Below are 21,651 nucleotides of genomic sequence, written 5' to 3' on the forward strand. Positions count from 1 at the left end.
AATTAATCGATATAAGAATTCCCTACTATGAAAGCACTAATGCTCAAATATGACACCTAGCTTTAATTCCAGTTCAAATTTTCAAGGTAATTACTTCTAATTTCAGAAACGTCTGTAGCGTGTTGACCAAACCAAATAAAGTGCCCGGCCTCTTCTATGGTATGAAACTCGATATTGTTTCCAAGCGCTTTCATTTTATCTCGAAAATAGACTGCTGTTTCATAGGGCGTATTGCTATCCTTTTCTCCATGAATGAGAAGCATGTTGGGCATATTGCTTTTTAAAAGATAGTTGGGAGAAATTTCCTTCACAATGTCTTTGTCATCGCTGTTTAGTGTGATCCATTTGGAGTTTTCAATAGTCAGGTCGTAAGCACCGGAATTGACCATCACAATATTTGGCATTGAACTGTATTTGATATCATCGGATTCCTCATTCCAGTTCTCAACTAAAGCAGTACATAAAGCCAGGTGGCCACCTGCTGAATTTCCCGTTACAATAATTTTATTAGCATCAATGTTAAATTTATCCGCATGCTCTCTTAACCACCTGATGGATGATTTCGCATCCTTTACAGCTTCAAAAGGAAGTGTATTGTGCCTTGCCTTTATTCGGTATTCAACTGCTGCTGCAACATAGCCCTTTTTAGCGTAATACTCACCTGCTTCGAAGAACCAGTCCGGTTTTCCTTCTGACCAGCTTCCACCGTGGAAATATACAATAGTCGGTCTTGAACTATTAAATAAATTGCTGTCAGGTAAGAATAAGTGCATCTCTAAATTGAGACCATTAATTGTTTTGTATGATTCAATGAGGTGTTGGTTTCGTCCATTGATTGATTGTTCGTAAGCCTTGGTAATTTGTTGTTTAAATTCTTCGGATTGACAAATGTTTAAAAAATCATTGTATATACTTTCAATATTTTTAACCCCTATGTTGGCAATATGGCTATTTAAGTATTCAAACATCCAGAAATCCTTTATTTCCGGAACAGTAAAAAACTCATGAATCTTCTCCCAGGTCAGATGTAAGTAAATGTTATCAGTATATCCATGTTGCCCTTTGAGAAGCTCTTTTTCCACTTCTTTTGTTAGATAGGACTTAACGTATGCTTTAAAATCTCTATTTTCCAATAAAGGGATTTTATTGAAATCCTGTAGGTTATTAGCCAGCTCCTGTTGTTTTCCTTTGCTTAAATGTATTTTCTTTCCCGTGTAAATTTCATGTTGCATAGGGTATTCCAGAAGGAGCATATCAAAAAAATACTTAATACCAGCTTCTTCATCCTTGATAGTTTGCTGAGATAAATATTGGGAGTAATTATTAAGATGTTTGACGAATATTTGCTCTAATGAATCTATTTGATTAATAAATCCGGCCGGAGTTTGGGAGTTAAATGCGGGAAAGTCATTATAAATATAATGAGAAACTGAATTAGCAATTACTTTTAATTCGCTAAAGTACTTATCCGATGAATCGCTATGGGAACTGTTGTTTTGAGCCCACATTAATTGTGATCCCAAGAGCATTATGAGGAAAATCGTTTTTTTTATCATAGTACAATATTATGCATAATGGTAAAGGGTGAAACATGGAGAGCATTGAGTACCCAACCATCAGTTCAAAGAGACCAAAATAGCAGAAAGATGATAAAATTACAATTAGCGGATTGCTTAATTACCCAAATAGCTTATCTTAGTAAAGTAATACTACCTGATTTAACTATCCCACTATCCTCACATCTTATCACATAGTAATATACACCATCGGGCACCGGGCTTCCACTAGCAGTCCCTTCCCAGTCATTATTGTAAGGCTTAGCTTCATAAATCTTATTTCCTTGTTGATCATAGATTTCAACTCCACACTGAGTGAAGCTTTCAATATTCTCAATTTCCCAGAATTGTGCAATGGCATCGTTATTAGGGGAGAAGAATTTCATCGGGCTAATTCTATCACCAATATTCGCTTCTTCTTCTACCATTATTACAATTTCCGCACTTCCAAAGCAACCATTTTCATCTTTGCCTTCCACCCTAATAGTGGTGGTTGATGATGGAGCATATTCTATTTGATCATTAGTGTAATTTAATGAGGTAGAATCTGCAAACCATAAATATTCAATTAGCCCTGAAGCTGTTAAGGACACGGTGTCTCCCGCACTCACCGAAGTGCCAGACGCAGTTATAGCTACATTAGGAATTGGTGATGTTTGTATTGAAATTTCTGAAAAACCTTCACAACCATTCTCATCTGCTACAGTTACCGAATAAGTACCACCCTCATTCACTGTAATTGTTGAACTCGTTTCTCCGGTATTCCATTGATAGGATTCAAATGTATCATCTACTGATAGAGTGGCATTTTCTCCGTCACAAATAGAAATAGCTGAAGAGTTTATAGCTACATTGAGTGCTCCATTGATGACAATCTGTTGTGATAGTTGTGATGTGCAGGAAGAAAAACCTTCATATGAGACTTCTAAAGTAACCTCAAACGTTCCCGCTGAGTTGTAGGTATGAGTAGGGTTGGGATCTGTTGAAACACTTCCATCGCCAAAATCCCAATCGTATTGAGCAAGTGATTCATCCGCAACTACTGATTCATTTGTAAAAGAAACAGGCGTTGCAACGCAGGCAGTAGAAGATAGGTTAAAGTCTACTTGTGGTGAATCTAAAAATGCTACCTCTAAAGTGTCAGAATAAATGTTAGGACAGAATGTGTTTACCTGATCAGTAATCTCTACATAATAACTGCCAGAGTTTGTAGGATTAAAAGTAGCGGAGGTAGCTCCGGAAATAGGGGATTCGTCTTTATACCACTGAAGGGCAAAATCAGTGTCATTAGGGGATATGCTAAGGACAATATTTTCGCCTTCACAATAAGTTCCTTCACCTGATTGCCCGATGGAAAAATTAGGGGCAGAAACTATATCAACCACAATGCTTTTGGTTTCAATAATACAAGATCCTGCATAAATATCCAGATAATAACGGCCGGCTTTGTTTACATTAAAATTTGCAACATCTACGCTTATGCCAGTTGCAGTGAAATTTTGTGGACCACGCCATTCATAAGTAGTTGCCCCTACATCAGATGAATTCAAAGTGAGGGTACCGCCAACACATACAGGTTGATTTGAGCTAATATTGGCACTAGGCAAGCTTCCTGCTGAAATTATTGTTACATCTACTTCCTCGGATATTTCTGAGCAACTTCCTCCCTCAGAAATTATCGAAACTGTATAACTACCTGAAGCTGAAATATCATTCAGCTCTATGAAACTTTCGGGACCTGACTTTACTACATTTCCATCTTGTCTCCATTCATACGTAAGACCAGCTATATTTTGCGTTTGCAGCACTACCGAATTTCCTTCACAGGAATTGATGGGTCCTTCAGGAGTTATCACTGGTATAATGCATCTATTATTTCTTAATATGGAGATATTTGATGATGTAATATTATTGGTTTCATCATCCACACTGGAAAAAACAATATCCGGTTTACTATCTCCATCAATATCACCAATCTTTATATTTCTATTAATAAAGGTGACAGGTACTGCTATTTTTGAAAAATTTACGCCACCGGAACCATTATTGTTTAAAACATTGATGGTTTTATTAGAACCGATAGTAGAAACTGCTATGTCAATATTCCCATCTCCATCAAGATCTCCAAAATCCAATCCCCACGGCCTAAGGTCTGTACCTAAATTCTGAGCGGAACCAAATTGCAGTTGGCCTCCGGTACTATTTGTTTCATTAACGAATACTGCAACAGCAGAACTTAAGAAAAGTGTAGCCACAATGTCCGGTTTATTATCATTATTGATATCTCCTACTTTAAGATTAACAAATGTCCCAGCTGAATTAAATTGATTAAAGCCACTAAAGGAAAAGTTGCCAGGACTGCTTTGATTAGTCGCAATATAAAATCCACCTCCATCGGTAAGAAATTGATTTGTAATAATCTCAGGTTTCCCATCACCATTTAAGTCTTCTACATCTAAACCGGAAGTACTTTGAGCATTATCAACAGTAAGCTCAATGATATCATTACTAAAAGTAAGAGTACCTCCGGAAGAAGTATTCTTTACGATAAAAATTTTATTAACGGTTTGATCGGAAACTACTAAATCTGGTTTTCCATCAAGATCTAAATCTTTTATTACTACTCGCTTGGTGGAAGAACTATTTAAAGAAATAGTTTGAAGTGTAAAGGACAAATTGCCAGGTGTACTAAAATTGACTAAAATCATGAGCTTGTTCCCAACAGAGAATACTACCTCAGGTTTACCGTCTCCATTCAGATCCCCGGCTGTATTATTGAAGCTTGGGGCACCTAAGTTAAGTTTTGTTTTTGCCAGGCTTATGTTACCTGGTGTACTGAGATTTCTCAATATAGTAGCAAATGGAGATTTTGAGTTGGCACCTATTATATCATTTTTACCATCTCCATCAATATCACTAATGGTAACATCATAAAGGCCACTTTCGGAAAAAACGTCAATTTGTGAATCAAAATCGGTACTCGCTAACCCTTGGTTTCCTCCATAGCTGAGCATAAAGTGCTCACCACTATAGTAAAGACGAGTTGATGAATTAAAAACAGTTACATTATCATAAGTAGTCCCATTGGGTACTTCGGCTTCAATCAGCTGGTTCGTAGCGCTTACTATTCGTCCTTCAACACTTCCGAAAAACACTTGGTCAGCATCCTCTAAACCCACACCTTTAATATTAACGAGCTTACCTGCGTATCCGCTTTTAGGACTTACAGATTCTATAAAAGAGCTTTGTCCCAAAACCTGGTTAGTTATAATAACTAAACAAAATAAGAGATAATATTTGCGTGAGAATTTCATGTGTATATAATTTGTATTTTAGTAGTCACATGGAATAGTTCAGCTGTCAGAATACCTGAAAACCGTCACATTTACTTTTAATATTCATGCTCGGTTGACCTCGAGTACTCGGGATGACTATTTCATGTGTCTATAATTGTTTTTATTGGTCACATGGAACACCCATTAAAATCATCACCTTATGGGTAACGTATGTCATGTTCGATTTCATCATATATAAATGCATAAGAAGCACTATTTTACATCAACAACAATAACTTTAATATTCTTAAAGTTTGTTATTTCTTCTGCCGCTTTTTTGTCTTTATAAGCATCTCTTCTCGAGAAGGTCTCATAAATATATACATAATAAACTCCGTTTTTCTCATTGTAAAAAATATCCGATGTAATATCCTCCTCTTTTTTTAACTTTTTCACCAGGCGGTCAGCTGAGTTGAAGTCCTTGTATTCCTGGACTACTACATAATATTTTGTTTTTTGAACCTGACTTTCATCACCACCTAGCTGTACATCCTGACTTGAGAATCTGGGTGCTTTTTCCTGAGACCTATCGAGAGATTTTAATTTGGGTCTTTCAAGAAGTTCTTTGACCTTATCACCAATTGTGAATTTTAGCTGAATTTCATGCGAACCGCTAGCAATGCCATTTACTAATTTACTCGATGGTTCATATGAATAGCTGAACGCCAGCTTTTTCATATTGAATCCTACAAGCCCTGACATCCCATAATTGAGCCTGTACGAAGCACCAACCCAGAAAATTTCATTATAAGTAAGAGTGCTTAGCAACTCTATTCTTTGACCAACCAGTTGGGAGTGTTGATAAAGTGCGTAAATCTGTAATGGTGAGTAGACATCCTCAATTTTCACACGTTTTTTATATCTACCGTTTCTTTTAGTGATAATCCTATTATCTATGCGCTTCTTATAGTAGGCCATAATAGTAAATTCGTCAAAAGGTGATAATTCTATCACTTCAAAGTTCTGAGTATTGGCATATTGAAGTTTAAACAACCTTGGTAAGGATGCGCCTATGTTAATTCCGCTTGAAGTTTCTAATTTGAAACCAACATTGGAAATGGGTTGTGTATTATTGTCCAGAAAATTATTTATTGCCGGGTCGCTTAAGTCTTGAACCTGAGATAAATCAATGCTATTGGCTGTAAGTCCACCTGAAATTCCAAAATGGAGGGCAGCATTTTTCGTTAAATTAATATAATAAGAATAGGTGACTAAAAAGTCATTAGTTGATAAAAGGCCGCGATTAAAATTCCTTAGTGTAGCACCTATTCCCCATTTTTTATAATCAAAAGGTGACTCAAATGTTAAGGTAGTAACTACTGGCGCATCTTCTATTCCTCTCCACTGTTGGCGATGATTCAAAGATACATTCATAAAAGGATAAGCAGCCGCTTCAGCTGGATTGTATAAATAAGGGGTGGAATAAAAATGGTTATAGACAGGCAATTCTTGTGCTACAGAGGGAAGCACATAAACAAGTAGGGGGAATAATAATAATGCAAAGATGAACTTGAACATACAAAGGTGATAACTTTTATTCTTTCATTCTGTAAATGATTATGATTAAGGAACCATTGTATAACATAATAAAAAGACAATGTATTAAATACATATTCAATTAACAGCATTTTAAATAACAAATTTAAAAATATTTTCAAGCTTTTATTTAAAGGTTGGTGTATGCATTTAACTACTTTTAAATTGGAATTGTGCCTATTTATGTATAGTCTTGGGATTAAAAGAAAATGAAGATTTAATGCCCATGAAATGAGCATAAATTTTAGAATCCTTAACATACCAACCTAGGATGAATAAAATTTATTGAATTCCATAGCCTGCCCCGACTTATCGGGGTGACAATTGAAGAACAACTAATATACACATGAAACCTACTGCTATCTCTCTTTTAATAGTAGTTCTGTATTTTTTTAATATGGAGCAATTAAAAGCGCAAGTATTTATTGGGCCTAAATCCGGTGCCAGAATCTCCTGGCTACAGTATGAGGATTTTGATAAGGAAAAATATGAAAAAAAACCAGTTTTTGGATATAGTGCTGGCATAACAACAGCTTTTAAGGTACAGAAAAGGTTTTTACTTCAACTTGATATCATGTATGCTCAGAGTGGAAAAAAAATAGATGGTGTTAGTGATCCTTCATTGCAGAATTATGCCAGGTACCATTATTTAAATACCCCTGTAGTGTATAAACTGGATTTCAAAGAGGCCTTTGGTGATAAATCATTTAAATGGTACGTGGGAGCAGGGCCAAATGTAAATTTTTGGTTGGGAGGAAAGGGAGTTTTGAAGTCGGTGGAACTAAGAGAGGAAAATATTGAACAACTCAATTACAATATCATTTTTGATGCCTTACCTGCAAATCCTGAATATGGAGCTTTATATTTTAAAGGGGCCAATAGGTTACAGGTGGGTTTGATTGTTTCAACAGGTTTAGTGTTGGAACCGATGCCTGGTCAATCAATAATGATTGATTTTAGGTATGAATGGGGACACAGCTATATAGCAAGGGAAGAAGGCAGGTTCACTAATGTAATAGCCTATGAAGATGATTTGAGAGCAAGAAATCAAGCACTTCAGATTTCTGTGGCTTATGTTTTCGATATAATTAATAAAGGTAAAAAAGAAAAAAAGATATACTATAAAAATTAAGGATGTAAAATCGAATGAATAAATAAAACTCTATTCCTGCTTTCTCCTATTACTCTATGATTGACAAGAACTGTGATTTGTGAGGACAAAAATCAGGAGCCAGGGTTATTACGTAAAATAGGACTATTTAAATAGGCCCCTCAAGAAAAACACCTCAATGTTCAAAAGCCAAATAATCTTCGCTCGAAGCAGGCGGGCTGGACGACAAAAAGGCGGGGAGTGCGTTGATTGTAGCGTGGAAGCATCTTTTTGTCTTGATTTTTTGTTTCTTTTTGATCAAACAAAAAGAAAGGAGAATAAAATTTGGAGACAAATGACTTGAAATTGAATAAGAAACCCCACATTTAAGTGAAAACCTTAATTTTTAAGGTTTTTTAACTGTTGTGATTTTTTATTAAGTGCTTTAAAAACCCGCGAAGAAGAGTTTTATTGAAAAATCAATTTTCATGAGAACCCTAAATAGGTAGAATAAAAAAAACTTCAAGAATTTTTCGCCTTGGTTCGTGTCTCACGAACCAACTACTGTCCCCTATTAAAATTCTTCACGAATATCTTTAAAGTAAAATTTCTGACTCCGGTTTCATAGAACCGAGCTGAAGAATATTTATAAGCAGCAGGCTCTTGCGCAAGATTCCAACGTTCTGTCAATGGATTATTATGGATATATTCCATCTTTTGTAAAATTACTTCGGGTGAATAAAGATGGATGGCCAAAGGATCCCTCTGCCAAAACTCATGTTCTTTATTGGCAGCATTGGAAATAAAGTTGCTTAGCTTCCAGTTTCCACTATTCATAATTCTCTTTCTGAATTGATGAGCGGTAAACTTCATGAACGAGCCTTGCGGTGTTTCTTTTCCATTCATTTTGTTTATTCTCCAGATGAAATGGATGTGGTTTGGCATTATGACAAATGAAAAAACATCCACTAATCCTTTATCAGAAAGAAATTTGAGTGACTCAACAATAATATCTTTATAAGAATCATCTGCTAATAACCTTTGCCATTTATTTAATAGTAGTAGTCCAGAAGTAAATCTTTTCAAGCGCCATTTGTGACTTTCGATTTACTTCAAAGGGATTGAATGAGTGGGTTGGATCACTTACCATTCTTAAAAATAACTTAAATATCAATAAATGTAAAGAATAAATAATTATTCGGGTTTGGTGGTTCGTGAGACACTAACCACGGCCGAAGAGAGCAAGAAATCAAGCACTGCAGATTTCAGTAGCTTACGTTTTTGATATAATTAATAAGGGTAAAAAAGAAAAAAAGATGTATTACGAGAATTAATAAGTGTTCTAAATTTAACTACTTTATTTACAACCGTATCCAAAAACTTCACATAACCCAGTCCTCAAGTACCCGATCTACTTTTTACAAGGTTTTGTATTAGTTTGTAAGAAAACATAGCTATTTCATCGATATTTTTATGAATATTATCGAATTTATTACATATGTGGTTATTGTTTACTTTTAGCTAAGTCTTATTCCTTATCTTTTTATTAATATGCACATCAATTGAAATCCTTATCAATAAATTGATTTATAGATTCTATCTGCTATGAAAAAGATTTTTCTATTAGTTCTCCCCTTACTATCAATAAGTTATGTTAATGCCCAGGAAATTTGTGATGATGGAATAGACAATGATGGCGATGGCTTTATTGACTGTTTTGATTCTGATTGTTCTGAAAATAGTGCTTGTGATGGGTTTTATTTAGGGAATGATGCCTCCTGTGAAGCAGTACCTTCGGATTTCCCTGTGTTTTCACTTGAACTAGGCTATCAATCAGCTAATGATGTAACCAATAATTTAAGCAGGATAGCCATAGGTGATTTGGATAGAGATGGCATCCCGGAAATTTTATCACAAAATAAAAACAGAGACCTTATTTTTCTATTAAACGGTGATGATGCTACTATTCAACATGAGGCATCTATTAATAACCCTGAATGGAGAGCGTCTATGGCCAATGTGCAGGATGATGATTGCGGAGAGGTGTTTGTAGTATATTATAGTGGTGGCTATAGAATCAGGTCATATGATTGTAATCTCAATCCATTATGGTCATCTGAGACATTACCAGATGATCCAATGTTCGTTAGCCATGCAGATTTTGGACGTGATGGTCAGCCTGAGCTGTATTATAAAGATGAAATTAGAGATGCAATAACCGGTGTTCGTATAGTGGAAAATGCGGGAGTTGATTGGGATGATATACCAGGTGGACCTATAGCTGTGGATATAATGGGGGATGAGGATTTGGAATTGGTCATAGGCAATAAGATCTATGGTGTGAATTTAGGAGACAGAACAGAAGATGCCGGTTCATTAACTTTACTTGCCACTATGCCTGTAAGCTACCAAACAAAAAATGGTGGCTATGCTTCCGGACAGAGTGCCACAACCGCAGTAGCAGATTATAACCTTGATGGTAAACTGGATGTTATAATTACAGGTGCTACTGGTGGAACCCCATCAAGTAACGTTTCAAGTGTATTCCTATGGGATGTAACCAATAACACCGTAGAAACTTTCAATGATCCTTTTGGCACAGGTGATTATCAATATGGGTGGAAACGAGGAATGGGAAGGGTGAATATAGCTGATTTAGATGGTGACGGACAATTGAATGCAGCATTTGTTTCAGGAAGATTTTTATATGCTTTAGATGAAAATTGGAATTTGTTATGGAAAGTGAGTGTAAATGAGGAAACTTCTGGTATTACAGGTTGTACCTTGTTTGATTTCAATGGTGATGGCCCATCAGAAGTAGTCTACAGGGATGAGGATTTTCTATATATCATCAACGGAAATGATGGAAGTGTGAACACTTCTATTCCTTGCCGTTCAAGAACTTCTGTTGAGTATCCTATCGTGGCAGATGTTGATGCAGACGGTTCAACTGAAATATGTGTGGTATGTACACCTGAAGGCTTTAGCCCGGGCACAAGAGGAAAAGACCTTGATGTAGATGATCCCGCAGAAGTAAGAATTTATAAGTCTGGAGGAGAACCATGGGTGCCTGCCAGAAGGGTATGGAATCAGCATGGCTATTTCAATGTGAATATCAATGATGATTTGTCTGTGCCTCGAAATCAACAAAAGCATCACCTGATTTGGTCAGATGGAACTTGTACAGACGGCCCTGTTCGTCCTTTAAATGGCTTCCTTAATCAGTCCCCATTTTTAAGTTCAGACGGTTGTCCTACTTTTGCTTCGCCCGATTTAAATATAATTGAATCTACCTTTTCAGTTTCACCACCTACCTGCCCTGACGAACAGTTTACAGTCAGTTTCGATTTTGAAAACATAGGTGATGTTCCATTATCGGGTGATGTTCCTGTCACATTTTACGATGGTGACCCTATGATTGCTGGAACAAATAAGCTAAATACAGTTTTAATATCGCTTAACAATTTTGCGGTAGGCAATGTTGGTTCAGCAGTTGATCTTGTAGTGAATGGTACAGGCGCACAATTTACACTCTATGCAGCCTTGAATGATAATGGTTCCACCACGCCAACACCCATAAGCTTTCCAAATACTAACTTTTTAGAATGCGACTACGCCAACAATATTGTATCTGCTGAGGTAAACCCTATTCCTTTTGCCTTATCAACGGAGAAAACGAATAATATAACTTGTGGTGGCAATACTGTTGATCCTAATGGTTCTGCCAGAGTATTTAGGTTAGTGGGAAGTACGGAAGTGACAGATGATTATGATTTCTTTTGGTTCAATGGAACAACGGTTGATAGCACTCCTGACTATACAGGTGCTATTTATACAGGCTTGAGTGCAGGTACCTATACTGTTTTTGCTGCAGATAAATTAGTGGGATGTAGTTCTGATACTGTGCAAGTAGTAATTTCTGATAGTGCAAGAACGATTGAGGCTGAAATAACTGTGAACAGCGGGAACGATAATTGTCAAAATCCTAATGGAGAATTAACAGTTAGTGTCAATGATGCTGATGGTGTTACCCAACCTGCAGGCAACTATGAATATGAATGGTATGTAGGAAGTACTGTGGGTGGTGGTTCACAAATAAGCAATAGCCATGTGGTTAACGGATTGGATTCTGTTACTTACACCGTTTTGGTCACTGAAAAGGCGACTGGCTGTGAAACCATCGAATCTGCAAAAGTGCCAAGTGAGATTGATATTCCAGAAGTAACGGCTTCAGCAACCGATATTGTTTGTTCCGATACAAATTCCGGAAGCGTTAGCGCTTCTGTAGGAGGTACAACCTCCGGATATACTTTCGAATGGTTTATCGGAAGCAGTGAGAAACCAACAGCTGATTATACAGGAAGCACGGTGAATAATTTACCGCAAGGGAGTTATACTGTTAAAGTGACTGATAATACTTCTGATTGTGAATCAGCACTTGCCATTGTTGAAGTTGAACAAACACTTTCTCCTGAAATTGAGGACATATCAAGTACAGAAAATAATTCATGTGATAGCAGTAATCCCAATGGTAGTGTAACAGTCTCAATAGTAGGAGATCCTTCAGAACATACTATAGAATGGTTTGCAGGTGCAAATACCACTACATCAGTCATTGGCACAGGCTTATCCTTAAATAATTTAGGCGCTAGCGAATACACCGTAAGAGTTACAAATGACGAAACCGGCTGCGTGGTGACAGATAGGGTGACTATCAATAACAATATTGTCATTCCTGAATTAAGTGTAAGTGCCGATCCGGTAACTACTTGTTCTCCTTTTGATGGAAGAGTTGAAGCTACTGTTGATTTAGATTCTGAAAGCGATTATACCTTTTCATGGTATATTGGTGAACAAGTTAAATCTACGCCAGACTTTAGCGAAACGGGAAACATTTTAGAAAATTTAGAACCTGGTTTTTATACCGTTCAGGCTTTTCATAATACTCGTAATTGCTTAGCAGATGCTGTTACCATTGAAGTGATCGATCAGGCGATTATTGCAATTACTCAAAATGATAATGTAATTTCATTACCTTCTGATTGTTCAACTAGTAATGGTGTTTTAGAAGTTGAGGTCAATTCACCCAATAACACCTCAGGATTTTTGCTGGAATGGTATAGCGGTACCTCAACAACAGGAACGCCATTTTTTACCGAGACGGGGGTTACTGTTTCACAAGCAAGTAATCTCATTTCGGGAATCTATACCGTTGTTGCCACCGATTTAGATAATGGATGTTCTAATTCCCAAATCTTTAATTTACCATTTGCAGATGCTCATGGATTAACAACTATTTCCATCACAAATGCCACTACCTGTAATCCTAATGATGATGGGGCTATTACGGTAGAATTGACACCAACAGATTTAGCCGGTTTTGATGAATCCAATTATACCATTAATCTTTATAGTGGTGATGATGTAAGTGCTACTCCAACTGCAAGCCAGGCAGGGGTTTCAGGCACTTCAGATTACATTTTTAGTGGTTTAGGAAATGGCAACTATATTATTGAAGCACTTGCTGATGCTACATTGAACAATTGTTCAGTTTATTCTTTTGCTGAAATCGAGCTTGATGCAACAGATCCTATAGTTAACATAGCAAGCAAATTGCCTGACACTAATTGCACAAATGCACTGGCGAATGGCTCTTTAGAAGTTAGTATAGACAACGGAGCATCACCATCATTATATACTATTAATTGGTTCGAAGGAAATGATACCACAATTCCATTGGGAACCAATATAGGAAGTACTGCCGGAACAAATGAGGAAATAGCAGCAGACTTAATTGGAGGTAATTATACAGTTGAGGTAATAAACAATGCTACACAATGTTCAACAATCAGAACTTTCAGTGTGGCTGACAATCCTGTAGTGGTTTCAGTGCCTTCTGGTGATTTAGATATATCTTCTATAACAAGATGTGATATCATTGATAGCGAAGCCACAATAACCAATGTTTATGAAAATGGAAATGTTGCCAATATGAGTGATTATACTTTCGAGTGGTATGATGCCAGTATGAATATTTTACCCAATGCATCATCGCCTAACAATACCAATTCGATAAGTGAGCTTGTGGAAGGAACTTATTTTGTTCAGGCAATAAATACTAATACAGGTTGTGAAACCTCATTAATAGAATTCTCGATTGAGAATGAGATCGTTGAGCCTTCTATAAGTCTGGACTTCACGCATCCCCAAAGATGTGTAACCCCTGGATCCGGAGAGTTACATGTAACTGCTACGGCTCCATCGGCCACTTTCTCTTATAATTGGTATAATGGATCAGATGCCTCAGGTACTGTTGCACAAACCGGTCCGGACTATGTGAATTTGGCTGAGGGATTTTATACGGTAGAGATTGTTAATAGCTCTACCAACTGTATTTATATTGAAACCTATGAATTAGTCACTGAAATAAATACTGTCAATATCTCAGCTTCTGCAACTCCTGTTACCAATTGTGATTCTCCAAACGGGTCGGTATTCGCCACAGTTACTTCAGCCGGGAATTATTCGTATGCATGGACAGATGCCAGTGGTAATACCATAGGAACTACCAAAGAGATAACCTCACTTCCTGAGGGGGAATATACTGTTGTGGCAACAGATAATACAGATTCATTCTGTCAGAATACGGCAACAGTAACAATAACCAACGATCAGATAATGCCTCAGCTTACAGTAGAACAGATTGCGCCATTATCAGTTTGTGATTTAAGATTAGCAAATGGAACCGCACGTGCAAACGTTGATGGTGGGTATGTGGGTTATACCTTCGAGTGGTTTGAAGGGAATTCATCTACTGGTACTGTAGTTCATTTAGGACCTGAGTTCTCAGAGATGGAAGACAATACTTATACTGTGAGAGCTACCAATAACCTGACACAATGTTCGAGCGAACAAAGCATCACAATTTCTGCTGAATTACCGGTTGTTCAGGATCCAACAGTAGAAGTAGTTGCTAATGATACTCATTGCCAGGTTGATAATGGAGCACTGAGGGTAGATGTAGGTGGCAATACCGGAAACTATCTCTTCAACTGGTATAGGGGAGCAAATGCAAATGGTACGGCTTTCGCTACCGGAGACAGAGTCACTGAATTAGCAGCAGGACAATATACCGTAGTAGCCACTGACATAAGAACCGGATGTAGCTCAGCAGCAGTGACGGCCACAATAATTGAAGATTTAAAGTACCCTGAGTTAGATATTGAAACACAGGGAGCAAATTGTAATGAAGATAATGGAGCAGCCTCTGTTTATATTTCAGGTGGGGTAGAAATTCGCAGAATCGAATGGTATAATAGTTCTGGTACCAGGGTGGCTACCGGCCCAAATTTGTCAGAAGCTTTGGCTGGAAATTATATTCTAAGTGTGGAAACAGCACAGGGGTGTATTGTCGAAGAAGAAGTTAATGTCCCATCAGAAATCAATGCATTTAATGGTATCTCACGAAATGGAGATATATCAAATAGTTATTTTAAAATTGATTGTATTTCGCAGTATCCTAACAATAGTGTTAAAATTTATAACAGAGCTGGGACTTTAGTATACGAAGCAAGGGGTTATGATAATAATAATACTAAATTTGATGGTGTATCTAATAGAGGCATTAGTATATTAGGACAAAATGTGCCAGATGGTACCTATTTTTATGTGATTGAAAAGAATAATGGGTCTAAGCCTCAAAATGGGTATTTGGAAATAGTAAATTAAAATTAATGTATAATAGCTATCTTAAAAGCAGGTCTTTATATATAATAATTCTGTTATTGTTGCTAACAGGAACTTCAAAGGCTCAGCAGTACCCTATTTATTCACAGTATATTTTTAATGGGCTTATTTTAAACCCGGCCTATGCAGGAAGCCATGTTCAATTAAGTGCTTCAGCTATGTATAGGAATCAATGGGTGAATTTTGATGGAGCACCTAAAACATTGTTTTTTAGTGCTCACACCTCCCTGATGAAGGAAAGAATGGGATTAGGACTAATTATTAATGATGATCGAATAGGTAGTTACTCTAATCAAAATATTTATGGGAGCTATGCTTTCATCATTAAGACTCCCAAAGGAAAACTGGCAATGGGAGTACAAGCAGGTCTCAATATTTTATCAGCAGACTTTCGGGATCTTAATTTAGATGATATAGATGATATTTCGTTTGCCAGCGTGAGTGGTAATCTTAAACCAAATTTTGGAACGGGTGTTTATTTCTACAATAAAACATTGTTTGCAGGGTTTTCTGTACCTTTTTTACTGAATAATGGATATGGTGGTCTTAACCTTGAAAATGCTCTGAACGAAATAAGATCAGCCAGATATTATTATTTGAATGGAGGTTTAATGCTCCCTTTAAATCGCGAAAAAACAGTACACTTACAGCCATCTGTCCTTATAAGAGGCCAGGAGGGTGCTCCACTTAACTTTGATATTAACACCAGTGTAATCTTTTATGATTTACTCAATGTAGGTTTATCATACAGGAACATTGATGCGGTTGTTTCATATATTGATTTTAAATTGAGCGAGTCTTTTCATTTTAGTTATTCATATGATTGGACTACCTCAGCTATTCGCAATGCTTCTAGCGGTACACATGAATTCATGATTAATTATAGGGTACGCTTGAAGGAAATTCATGATGATGTAACTTGCCCAAAGTTTAATTATTTTATGTAACCCATACTTGACAATTATAAAGTTCATACTGAAATAGCCACATTACCCACTTTATGTCCGGATTCCACATACCTGTGGGCTTCGGCAATTTCTTCCAATTGAAAACACTTGTCAATTACAGGTGTGAATAATCCTTTTTCGGTAATGTCTTTGAGAAAAATCAGATCCTCCTTTTTCCAATAAAAATTGGAGGAGGCAACAATCACTTTTTTGTTTTTAAAAAGAAATGTGTAAAGGGAGGCAAGGATATGTGAAAGATTAAAATCCGTTAGTAAGTATTTCCCATTTGGTTTCAACAACCTGATACATTCTTTCATTGAAGTTTTACCCACTGTATCGAATATGATGTCATAGTTTTTATGGGCTTTTGTAAAGTCGTCTTTGCTGTAGTCAATTACATGGTCTGCTCCAATAGATTTTACCAGTTCCATATTCCGGGTACTGCAAATTCCTGTGACACTTGCTCCAAAGTATTTTGCTAATTGAATTGCAGCAGTACCTACAGAACCAGATGCTCCATATATCAACACATGGTCTCCTTTTTTGATTTCAGCTTTTTTCTTTAAATAAGTTAAGGCAGAAAGAGGGCCGTTTACAATTGTTGCTGATTGTTCAAAGGATAGATTTTTGGGTTTGAAATACATTAAAGCAGTTTCCGGGACGCACTTATATTCAGCATATGTTCCAAAGCTTAGCCCTGAATACCCGAATACCTCATCACCTGGTTTGTAGTCTTTGACCTTGTGTCCAACTGCTTCAATGGTTCCGGAGAATTCCATACCCAGAACAGTTTTTTTAGGTTTCCTGAAACCAAACATCAAACCAACAGGAAGTTTTAATAGGGGAGGGTGATCAAAACTTCTCATCTTTGGATCCTCTGCCGTTACTGAAGTAGCATGAATTTTTACAAGCACTTCATTTTTCTTTGGGACTGGTTTTTCAATTTCTGTTATTTGTAAAACTTCAGGGTCTCCATATCGCTTAAATACTGCTGCTTTCATTTGAGTGATTGTTTGTTTAACTTTTCTCAAAGTTAAGGCGTATGGAAATCCGTAAATTTGATGTAGGTCAAATAATCATTCGGATGTCATTTTTGACCTGATCCTGGATAATGTTTCCAAAGAAACATTCAGGAAGGAGGCTATAATAGTCACTGGTAAAAAGCGGATGATTTTGGGTTCTTTTTCAAGCAGGCTTAAATATCGCTGGGAAGCATCCATGGTTTGAAACTCTTTCAGTCTTTGCTCAAACCAGACGGCATAATACTCAATAAACATTTTGTCCAGCATCATTACTTCAGGATACTTGTGTGTCAGTTTATGAAACCGTCCGTAATCTATAATAGTTACTTCCAGTTCAGTCAAAGCCTCTATAAATACATCTCCCGGTTTTTGCATTATGTAACTATCAAGGGATACAGCTACATCATCATGAAAGTATATTTCAGTGGTGATTTCTTTATGGCCATTGAAATAAAACTTTCTGGCTATACCTTCTTTGATCAGCAGATGAGAACTGCATATTTGTCCCGGCCGGAGCAGGTAAGCACCCTTTGAGAATTTTTTATCCACAAATACTTCTTCCAGTTCCGCAAATATTTCAGGGTTTAACTGGTTGGATGCATCTTTAATTCTTTTTATGTAAGGGTTCATTTATAGGTTTTTGAATGACGCACAAGGTATTAAAAGGGGGCTGTTGGCTAATTGAATTTCCAATGCTCAAAAAGTTAAGTCGGCTACTCAATTTTTATTTTATTCAACAGGTCTTTTTTCTCCATTCATCAATGGGCTATTTTCTTTTTTAAAAAACGAATAATATTTCCTAAAACAGGTACATTTTCATAGAATAGTTCTCCCGCATCAAAATAATCTCTATGCTTGATTATTTTTTGTTCAATAGTGAGTACCGAAATACCTGATGCTTTCACCTTCTTTTTAGGCCGTTTCAGGCTTAGATGCATTTCCCATTGAAGATAAACTATATTATCACGGCTAGATTCGTCAGTAAACTGAAATGAGCCTTCTACCAAATTACTATCTAATTTTTTGAAATAAGATTTCAGATTTTCAAGCCCTTTTATTTGGTGAATTGGGTCAGTGAAAATTACGTCTTCTGAATAAATTTCATTTAATACAGCATTATTATCAAGTTTCAATTGGGCGAAGTATGACTTAAACTTTTCAACTGTCTCTATTAATGTGTCCTTCATATTTCCCCAATTTTTATTGTGACAATCCTGACTAATGCTTTATTAAAATAAATTACTCATTTGCAGTTTCACAACCATTCTACTGATTGAACCATAGTTAAATATATGAAATAATCATAAGCCGAACATACGAACCAGGATGAATAATTGGATACAAAACGTTCCTTCTGCAAGAGAATTATGTTTAGATTATTCCATAGCCTGCCCCGACTAATCGGGGTGACAACTTAAAATCAATTATATACACATGAATAAATTTAAGGGGTAATTCGATTGTAAAAAACTTATATTTTAGAACTTGATCACTAAGTTTAAAAGTATAATATCTTTATTGTCATTTCTGCGTACTCAGTGAAATTGAACATGGCATCTTTATAATCGGGAGGCCCCATAAAACCTTCGGCATTATTCGAAGCAGCTGCACCTTCCTTGGGAATTCCGATAAAGTTCACATCCAGTTTGTCATTATTGTTTTGATCATGAATCAGGGCAAAGGCATATTCCCCATTTTCTAAGCCATCAATGTAAAAGACCACTTTTCCATTTTCAGGAATAGCCAGCTTTTTTCTGAGGATGGCGTTTTCTGTTTTCATAGGATAGCCGTTTTCCTTGTCAAAAATGTCAAGAATGACTTGTCCCTTAGTGCTTTTCAAGCCGACTATATAAATCGTTAATCTATTTTCCTGAGCATGAAGCTGGGTGGAGATTAGGATCAAAAGCTGAATCAAGATTGTCTTCATAATCCTTTTAGCTGTTGAAGTATCAATTCAATTTTAGGATGGTCACCAAAGTGCTTTCCATAATAGGCCAGCTGTATAATGCCATTGGGATCTACCAAAAAGCTGGCAGGCATGAGTTTCGGATCAGCATCAATCTCAATGTTTTTATGCTTATTTCTGATAGCATTCAACATTAATTGAGGGTGAAGCAGGAGCCGCATACCTCCCATAAATGAAGATTCTGTAACACCGTATGCTTTATATATGCTCTTATTCTTGTCGGATAGCATTGGAAAAGGTGTCTTTTCACTTCCTGCATGACGCAGGAGATTGTCTTTGTCAGAAGGCCAGATGGATACTACTTCTATATTAAGCTTCTTGAAGCGTTCATAGTGCCGTATCAATTCATTTGTTCTCAAATTACAATACGGGCATGCTGCAAAACGATGGAAAGATAAATAAATCCATTTGTCATTCGATGGTACGCTGATGTTGTTGCCCCATACATCTGTGGCATGAATCGCTGGAGCATTATCTCCCACTTTGATAATTATACTCATCGGTATGCTTTGGCTAAAAGGATTTTCAATATCAAAACCTGTATCACGATCAACATGGGTACATAAACCGAGACAGTAAAGTAGTTGGCTCCGAGGGGCAATAGATATACTTTTTCACTCATGGCCAGCGTCAGTACTACCACGATATCAATGAGACTCACCACAGAAAAAAGCCAGGTGAATGCAATGGCGGACTTCTTCTTTTTAGACTTGAGCAAGATCAGTGCGATCAATGCTATTATTCCGGAAAGAAAATCTCCATGAGCTACTATTTCCTTCAGATAGGGAGGAAAGTCAGCCGAAACCTGCCCCGGCATGAATAACGAAAGTGGTAAATATCGAAAAACGTTGACAAGAAGCAGAACAGCTAAAATATCAAACCTGGTTTCTTTCGTGATTTTGGGAACCACATACCATTTGAGAATCAGGAAAAATACCAACATGCTGAACGTACACTGTACGCCTAATACGACTAAGGGATCCATAATATTTATTTTTGATTAATAACTTCGAAAGTGTTTTGACACAATGAATTTTTCAATAAGGTCAATGCGTCTGGCTCCTATATCTTGGGAACTATTGAAAAACCAGATTTAGATTCTGGTCTGCTTATCCAGGAGATCACTACTAAGCCCATAATCAACAGGGGTATAATGATCATTTGAGCCGGGTCTCCAATACTCATTCGTGAAAAGGCCGCTCCTGATAAGTCAAATAACATTCCCGCGTAAGCCCATTCTTTTAATCTAACTGTTTTGGGTAGCAGAATGCTGATGGCGGCCCCAACTTTCCAAAAACCCAGGATTTTCATGATGTAGGTTGGAAAACCTAAATGAAGGATGTCCGTCAGGATATGATTGTTCCCCATTAGATTCAAGATGCCTGTTGCTGTAAAAACAAGGACTACAAGTAGGGTGCTAGCCCAATATAGAGTTGATTTTAGTTTCATAATCTGCTGTCATTTTGTTTTTGATGAATAACTTCAACAAAGTTATCCTATGCAAAGCCTTTGGCACTGAGGTAAAAGGTTCAAAAAACAGGACTTATGGTTCAGCGTGTCTGATTGGTCTGTTTTTGATTGGATTTCCTGTAATCAGAAGGAAGAATGCTAAACTTCTGATAGAAAAGTCTCGAGAAATACGAGCTGTCTTCGTAGCCTATCTGAAAGCTGATCTCGCTTACAGTGAGCGAAGAATGAATCAGCAGATTCGCTGCTTTTTTCATCCGCTTATTGCGAATGTAGTTGGCCGGAGTATCATCAAAATGCTTCTTAAATTCCCGCTTGAAGGTAGAAAGACTTTGACCTGCCAAAAAAGCCATCTGGTCGAGACTTAGATTGGAATAAAGGTGCGACTCAATTACTTCTGAAATACTCGCTTTTTGTGGCGTAAATAAATAACTATAAAGTTCTAATATGGTATCAGCTGCTTCCGTATGGAGCAAAAGCAAAACAAGTTCTTTAATCTTGAGATAGAGTATTTCTTCTTTTGCCATCTCAGGATTATCAAAGTAAAAATTCAAACTCTCCATAAAATGGTCGATAACATTTTTTTGAGAAACGCTATAGGTGTAGTTACCCAATTTTTTCTGTTTCACAAAAAAAGGAACCTCCTCCTTAAATATTTTTTCAAGAATATCCGGGAAAAAATGAATCACACATACTTCACAAGTGCCCGAAACCCTGTTTTGAAAAAGGTCGGCAAAATAGGTTCCGCATTTTAATAAAACACTTTCATTCTCCCTGATAGTGATTTTTTCCGTAGGAGCGGAGATATGTGAGCCTCCTTCGCTAAAATACAGGAAACAAGCTTCATCCTGAAAAACAGGGTTTTGACGTAAAGGTGGCAGAACTTTTAGTTTCTCAATAATCGTTCTTCCATTTAAGTCAATATGTTGTCTGCTTTTTATCATTTCATTGATGGCACTTGTGATCAAGTAAATTTATAATTTTCT

General features: G+C 36.8%; 15 protein-coding genes. 3 read left to right on the plus strand and 12 right to left on the minus strand.

Annotated features, from left to right (window positions below; translation table 11 throughout):
• Window positions 1-62: 62 nt before the first annotated feature.
• The 3 genes from JKA74_RS02225 to JKA74_RS02235 form a co-directional block, all read right to left on the minus strand.
• Window positions 63-1,556, minus strand: coding sequence for an alpha/beta hydrolase (locus tag JKA74_RS02225; RefSeq protein ID WP_201429525.1), 1,494 nt, complete (start codon window positions 1,554-1,556; stop codon window positions 63-65).
• Window positions 1,557-1,690: 134 nt separating this feature from the next.
• On the minus strand, window positions 1,691-4,870 hold the full coding sequence (locus JKA74_RS02230) for an FG-GAP-like repeat-containing protein (protein WP_201429526.1): 3,180 nt from the start codon (window positions 4,868-4,870) through the stop codon (window positions 1,691-1,693).
• Window positions 4,871-5,104: 234 nt separating this feature from the next.
• A complete protein-coding gene (locus JKA74_RS02235) occupies window positions 5,105-6,409 on the minus strand; it encodes a PorP/SprF family type IX secretion system membrane protein (RefSeq protein WP_201429527.1) in 1,305 nt (434 codons plus the stop codon).
• A 364-nt stretch (window positions 6,410-6,773) separates the two neighbouring features.
• Between JKA74_RS02235 and JKA74_RS02240 the strand changes: the two genes are divergently transcribed.
• On the plus strand, window positions 6,774-7,559 hold the full coding sequence (locus JKA74_RS02240; RefSeq protein WP_201429528.1) for an outer membrane beta-barrel protein: 786 nt from the start codon (window positions 6,774-6,776) through the stop codon (window positions 7,557-7,559).
• Window positions 7,560-8,078: 519 nt separating this feature from the next.
• Here JKA74_RS02240 and JKA74_RS02245 read toward each other — a convergent pair.
• Window positions 8,079-8,603: a transposase gene (locus JKA74_RS02245; RefSeq protein ID WP_201429529.1), complete on the minus strand. Its 525-nt coding sequence runs from the start codon at window positions 8,601-8,603 to the stop codon at window positions 8,079-8,081.
• Between the two features lie 519 nt (window positions 8,604-9,122).
• Here JKA74_RS02245 and JKA74_RS02250 point away from each other — a divergent pair.
• Window positions 9,123-15,245, plus strand: a complete 6,123-nt coding sequence (locus JKA74_RS02250) for a gliding motility-associated C-terminal domain-containing protein (protein WP_201429530.1) — start codon at window positions 9,123-9,125, stop codon at window positions 15,243-15,245.
• Between the two features lie 5 nt (window positions 15,246-15,250).
• On the plus strand, window positions 15,251-16,210 hold the full coding sequence (locus JKA74_RS02255) for a PorP/SprF family type IX secretion system membrane protein (RefSeq protein WP_201429531.1): 960 nt from the start codon (window positions 15,251-15,253) through the stop codon (window positions 16,208-16,210).
• A gap of 23 nt (window positions 16,211-16,233) precedes the next feature.
• Here the strand turns inward: JKA74_RS02255 and JKA74_RS02260 are convergent, their stop codons facing one another.
• The 8 genes from JKA74_RS02260 to JKA74_RS02295 all read right to left on the minus strand — a co-directional run bounded on the left by JKA74_RS02260 (window position 16,234) and on the right by JKA74_RS02295 (window position 21,609).
• Window positions 16,234-17,211: an NAD(P)-dependent alcohol dehydrogenase gene (locus JKA74_RS02260; protein WP_201429532.1), complete on the minus strand. Its 978-nt coding sequence runs from the start codon at window positions 17,209-17,211 to the stop codon at window positions 16,234-16,236.
• Window positions 17,212-17,286: 75 nt separating this feature from the next.
• Window positions 17,287-17,862, minus strand: a complete 576-nt coding sequence (locus JKA74_RS02265) for a Crp/Fnr family transcriptional regulator (RefSeq protein WP_201429533.1) — start codon at window positions 17,860-17,862, stop codon at window positions 17,287-17,289.
• Window positions 17,863-17,990: 128 nt separating this feature from the next.
• On the minus strand, window positions 17,991-18,419 hold the full coding sequence (locus tag JKA74_RS02270; protein WP_201429534.1) for a nuclear transport factor 2 family protein: 429 nt from the start codon (window positions 18,417-18,419) through the stop codon (window positions 17,991-17,993).
• Between the two features lie 311 nt (window positions 18,420-18,730).
• A complete protein-coding gene (locus JKA74_RS02275) occupies window positions 18,731-19,159 on the minus strand; it encodes a DUF2141 domain-containing protein (protein ID WP_201429535.1) in 429 nt (142 codons plus the stop codon).
• Window positions 19,156-19,698: a peroxiredoxin family protein gene (locus JKA74_RS02280; protein ID WP_201429536.1), complete on the minus strand. Its 543-nt coding sequence runs from the start codon at window positions 19,696-19,698 to the stop codon at window positions 19,156-19,158. The genes JKA74_RS02275 and JKA74_RS02280 overlap by 4 nt, the downstream gene beginning before the upstream one ends.
• Complete coding sequence (locus JKA74_RS02285; RefSeq protein WP_201429537.1) at window positions 19,695-20,183, minus strand: hypothetical protein; 489 nt, start codon at window positions 20,181-20,183, stop codon at window positions 19,695-19,697. Before JKA74_RS02285 ends, JKA74_RS02280 begins: the two co-directional genes overlap by 4 nt.
• 77 nt (window positions 20,184-20,260) lie before the next feature.
• Entirely contained in the window at window positions 20,261-20,647 is a 387-nt protein-coding gene (locus tag JKA74_RS02290) for a DoxX family protein (protein WP_201429538.1), read from the minus strand.
• Between the two features lie 101 nt (window positions 20,648-20,748).
• On the minus strand, window positions 20,749-21,609 hold the full coding sequence (locus JKA74_RS02295) for a helix-turn-helix domain-containing protein (protein WP_201429539.1): 861 nt from the start codon (window positions 21,607-21,609) through the stop codon (window positions 20,749-20,751).
• Window positions 21,610-21,651: the final 42 nt, after the last annotated feature.

This window comes from Marivirga aurantiaca, from assembly GCF_016679925.1.
Taxonomy (GTDB): domain Bacteria; phylum Bacteroidota; class Bacteroidia; order Cytophagales; family Cyclobacteriaceae; genus Marivirga; species Marivirga aurantiaca.